Source organism: Bacillus sp. JJ1127, assembly GCF_036965845.1.
Lineage (GTDB): Bacteria > Bacillota > Bacilli > Bacillales > Bacillaceae_G > Bacillus_A.
Window position 1 is genome coordinate 1 of record NZ_JBALQK010000287.1, and the last position, 4,809, is coordinate 4,809.

Annotated in this window: 4 protein-coding genes and 1 pseudogene; all 5 read left to right on the plus strand. The window is 29.5% G+C overall.

Translation table 11 applies throughout. The features are described from left to right. The first annotated feature begins 123 nt into the window (after positions 1-123). The gene (locus V7183_RS22730) at positions 124-354 is read left to right on the plus strand and encodes a hypothetical protein (RefSeq protein ID WP_335360930.1); all 231 of its coding nucleotides are present in this window, start codon (positions 124-126) and stop codon (positions 352-354) included. A gap of 22 nt (positions 355-376) precedes the next feature. Further along, complete coding sequence (locus V7183_RS22735; RefSeq protein WP_335360931.1) at positions 377-1,348, plus strand: sigma-70 family RNA polymerase sigma factor; 972 nt, start codon at positions 377-379, stop codon at positions 1,346-1,348. Between the two features lie 179 nt (positions 1,349-1,527). Next, positions 1,528-3,264 carry a hypothetical protein gene (locus V7183_RS22740; RefSeq protein ID WP_335360932.1) on the plus strand — a complete coding sequence of 579 codons (1,737 nt, stop codon included), beginning with the start codon at positions 1,528-1,530 and terminating at the stop codon, positions 3,262-3,264. 25 nt (positions 3,265-3,289) lie between these two features. Continuing rightward, positions 3,290-4,285 (plus strand): DNA polymerase III subunit delta, encoded by a 996-nt coding sequence (gene holA / locus V7183_RS22745; RefSeq protein ID WP_335360933.1) that lies wholly within the window; start codon positions 3,290-3,292, stop codon positions 4,283-4,285. Positions 4,286-4,489: 204 nt separating this feature from the next. Further along, positions 4,490-4,809, plus strand: a pseudogene (locus V7183_RS22750) (hypothetical protein); the annotation flags it as partial.

Sequence of the window (4,809 nt, forward strand, 5' to 3'; positions counted from 1 at the left end):
ATCCTATATCATATACATACAGGGGAAAAATGGAAGAGTTTTGAAGAGGAAGTTTCGTATCTATGTCATATCGATGATAGTTTTTAATTACTAAATACTATACATGTATACGAGGTGAAACAAATGGGGAGACGAGTAAGCGAGAAGAAAACAAAAGAGCAATTTTTATATGAAAGAAGAAGACAATTAGAAATAATGGAAGGTATTAGTAGCATCTGTAAAGGATGCGATATATATAAAGAACTGAGAAAAACGAAAGCGCATAAGGAAGTTTCTAATACATGCGCAAAAGAATGTAAGTTAATTAGTAGCGTACAAAAGGAAACAAAGTTGTTTTTAGAAACAATTCGTTAAAAAAGAGAGAGGAGGAATAGGGATGAATCAATCATATAGCAGGCTGAATCGCGATGAATCATTGAATAAAATTATAACACAAGGTTCTGCTGCAATAACTATTAAGCCAATGCCTAATACTGAAGAAAACAATAATAATATTAGGGGAATTGGAAATTACAAGGTACTGTCAAAAGAAGAAAGTTTGCATTTGTTTAAGCGGTATAAGCATGGAGAGAAAGATCTTCGTGATTATTTGTTCCATGTAAATGAAGGTTTAGTATTATCTATTGCAAGAAATAATAAAAACAAGCATCCTGATATAGAATTCGATGATTTGGTTCAAGAGGGAAATGAAGGAATGTTACGGGCAATGGAAGATTTCAATCCAGATTTAGGGTATTGTTTTTCCACATACGCTTTCTGGTGGATACAAAAAAGTATGTTAGGAATTATACGTAAAAAAAAGTCTGGCCCTTTTAAAATTCCTACTCATGTGAATCAATTTAATTTAAAATATGTAGAATTGGAAGATAAATATTTACAAAGATACAATAGGACTCCATCGGTAGAAGAAGTAGTAAAAGAGCTAAATGTAACTAGAGAAACGGTTATAAGACACAACGTATATTATAAACGAGCTACTACTATGACTTTAGATATAGATACATTAAATGAAGATATAGGTATATCGAACCCATTCTATGATGATAATTCAACAATTCCTTCCACAAATGAGATGGTAATAGAGGACTTAAATTACGAGATATGGTTAATATTTGATGAAATATTAAATCCAAAGCACAAGATGGTACTAAACTTATGTTTTGGTCTACTAGACAGTAAAGTGTATTTGCATAAAGAAATTGCAAAAGCACTTATGATTACAACTGAAAGAGTATCACAAATAAAGGATGAAGCAATTAAAAGATTGAAGAAATGTGATTATAAAGATGAAATTTTTAATTTACTACATGAAAAGTTGAAAGTAATGGATGAACTTAATATGGCGTGAAAATGAATATTCATATTTATCTGAAGATACAGTATAATGTATATATTGTATCTTTTTATTTTTTAATCTATTACACAAAAACTTGCCCCTCGGGTAGCGTGAATTACAAATTTGTTGTTTAAGTTTGTAATAATACGAGACCTTGAGGGGCTTTTTGTATCTAAGGAGGAAACAATGTAATGCAGAAAAGAGAAAAAATATTTAGTTTAAGAAAAGAACTAGGTAAAAATTTAAAAGAGAACGGCTTTTCTAAGGAGTTTGTGGATATTAAATTAAGATTTAAGAAACCCATCAGCCAATATACAACTGCTGAATTGAAGGAAGTAACCTTAAAATCTTTAATAAAATATTACAGAAGAAAAATTGAGCAAGTGACCAGTTATAAAGAATTAGAAGAAATAATAGGAGGGATCCCCTTTTCAAGGCAATCAATAGAAATATCAAAAATTGAAGAGAATGGATACTCAAGTGCAATACACTTATTGACAGATATTAATCCAAATTTAAAAGAAAGACGTAATGATTACAAGGAGAGATTTACTATTGAAAATTTTAAAGAATTATTGCCAATTAATATTAAGTTGAAAAAGTTTTCAAACGATAAGCAAAAATTCCTTGAAAAAACAGGAATTGCGTTTGCGAAAATTCCTATTCGAAAAAGTTCCTATATGCGCTCATATAGGCTTAGAACAGATTATAAGCCATATAGACTTATTGATTTAGGGATGTTATTAGCTGAAGTATTCCTAGAGAATTCGCTTGAGCTATTTATTATTTCTAACCCTGAATTATATGAATACCAAGGAATAAAATTTTGCTTTAAAAACAAGATAGAGAGTGTAAATTCAGTTGATGTATACGTGAATATGAAAATTGATAATATAAATGCTGAAGGAATATGCATTTTTGATAAGTTGAAAAAATTCAACTATGTTTGTGAAAATGCAGAATTAAATATAATTCCTGTAGTTGAAGATACAAGAAGTTTTTATAAACTCAACTTAAATTCAGAGTATAAAGTAATCCGTAATTTTAACAATCTACATTATAAGATTATGCTTAGCGAGTTTATAGATAGACAGGAGAATATAAAAAAACATGTTAGAATACGAGGAGATAAAGCAACAGAATACGCTCGTTTTTTTGAAACAAAGAAACATATAAACAAGTCAACGATTAGGGTAATGGAGAACAATTGTTTTAAAGAGAATTTTGGATATGTTGAATTAGATAATGATGTTGATTTGATGAAATTCAAAAAAATAGAAAGGGAGTTTTTACAATTCAAAAAAGCTGTTCCTTTATCAGGATTGAATGATCATAGCTTTCGAGTAAAAAAATTGGGCAGGTTAAAAGCCGATGGGGTATATGTATCTGCGCCAATAAAAGCATTAATAATAGATATTGGTGCTCCTAATTCGTTTGCTCATGAATGTATGCATCTTATCGATTTTACAACGATGAAAGGTTCAACTCTTTTAAGTGAAGGCATTCGTTTTAGACCAATAATAGATAGGTATAAAGCATTAGTTTCTGAAAAAGTAGATTCATTAATGAATGAGGATCCTTTTAAAGTTCAGTGGTTTAGTAATAAAAAGTATAACAAAGATTATTACTTGGATTATTCAGAGATATTTGCGCGTGCTGGGGAAATGTATTTGTTTTATATTGCAAAGTTAGAAACTTCATTTTTATATGCAAATTATAACTCGATTGTTTTTCCTAAAGATAAAGAGTTTATGAAAATGATAAGTGATTATTTTAATTGGTTGTTTCAAAAATTAAAAGCTCAGCTACCTAAAAAAGAACGATCAATCATGGGGATTCTAGGTGATAGAGGGGCCTGTGTGAATGCAATAGGTGTCGCTCCGATGGAATATGTCATTAATAGCGACGGTCAGCTCAGATTGTTTTAATAAAATCCCCTGGAGGTTGATAAAAATGCCAACTTATGTTTTATACGGGAAAGAAACTTATTTAATAGAAGATAAAGCTAGAAGGATTATTCAGGAGTTTACTAATAATGAAAATGAAGATTTAAATGTTGTTGAATTTGATATGGAAGAAAAAACAATTCAAGAAGCAATAAATGAAGCAGAAGAATACTCATTTTTCGGAGGTACAAAAATCGTTATAACGAGAAATGCATATTTTCTAACAGGTGATAAAAATAAAGAAATGAATCATGATGTTAATTATATACTCAGTTTTTTAGAAAAGAACATGGAAGATTCTGTACTAATACTTATTGTTGATAATGAAAAATTAGATCAGCGGAAAAAGTTAGTAAAGGAATTAAAAAAGAAAGCAACTTTTTTCGAGGCGAAGACACTCAATCAGGCGGAAGCAGCTACTTGGATACTCAATTATGTAAAAGATAAACATATACAAATTTCTAATGATTTGGTGCAGGAATTAATAGTATCGGTAGGTTGTGATTTAAGATGTTTAAAAAATGAAATCGATAAGTTGTATGTATATAGCAATGGTAAAAAGGAAATAACCATGGAAGCGATAACTGCTGTCACAGTTAGGAGCCTAGAACAGTCAATATTTAATTTAAGTGAATACTTGTTAATTCAAGATACCGATAAAGCAATTGCATTATTTAATGAGTTGATTCTGAAAAAACATAATCCTATTCAAATATTAGCAACTCTAATTTATAAATTTGATATGATATTTAAAATTAAAGTTCTACAGAGTGATACAAAAGAAAAGGACCTTGTTGGAATATTAGGTTGTCATCCTTATGTTTTGCAAAAGTCCAAAGAACAATTAAAAGAATATAACCTTTCAGCAGTTGATTTGGGCAATATATTATGTATACTTACACAAGCTGATAATAATATGAAATTGGGAAAAGATCCATATCTTACTATGGAAATTTTAATAACTAAAATAAGTGATGTATTAAGGAAATCACATGTATTATAAACTCAATAACTGTAAAATAAAAAGAAGGATAAATGGGTACTACCTGTTTATCCTTCTTTTTATTTACCGTACTTAAAAAAATAATATTATCTTTATTTTTTCTTAGTTTTTCTGTAGAAATATCTCATGATTAATTATGAAGGATGAATAATTTAATAACGCTCATTAATGAGGTACTAATAGAAAGGAGGCCGTTGTTGATTTATGCAAAATAATAGAAAAAGAAACGGAATTAAAGAAAGGATTAGACAAGAAAAAGAACGACGTGAACGATTGCTAGCAGAGGAAGAAGAACAATATAGTGATATGCATGAGGAACAAGTAAGTGAACATTTACAGCAAGAGGATTCACAACAGCCATTGAAACAAAGAGAGGAAGATGTAAATTCAAACAACCCCAAAAATGAAAGTTTAACTAGTAATCCAGCTCTTGACTGGATTACAACAATTCAAAAACAGTCAAATGTTTCTGAGAATGATTTTGAAAACGAAAAAGCTGAAGAAGAAGCAAGAAAACAAGCAGA

What these genes read in the sequence shown, in the direction of transcription:
- holA (WP_335360933.1), top strand. Translation starts at nt 3,290, where the DNA reads ATGCCAACTTATGTTTTATACGGGAAAGAAACTTATTTAATAGAAGAT.
- V7183_RS22735 (WP_335360931.1), top strand. Translation starts at nt 377, where the DNA reads ATGAATCAATCATATAGCAGGCTGAATCGCGATGAATCATTGAATAAA.
- V7183_RS22740 (WP_335360932.1), top strand. Translation starts at nt 1,528, where the DNA reads ATGCAGAAAAGAGAAAAAATATTTAGTTTAAGAAAAGAACTAGGTAAA.
- V7183_RS22730 (WP_335360930.1), top strand. Translation starts at nt 124, where the DNA reads ATGGGGAGACGAGTAAGCGAGAAGAAAACAAAAGAGCAATTTTTATAT.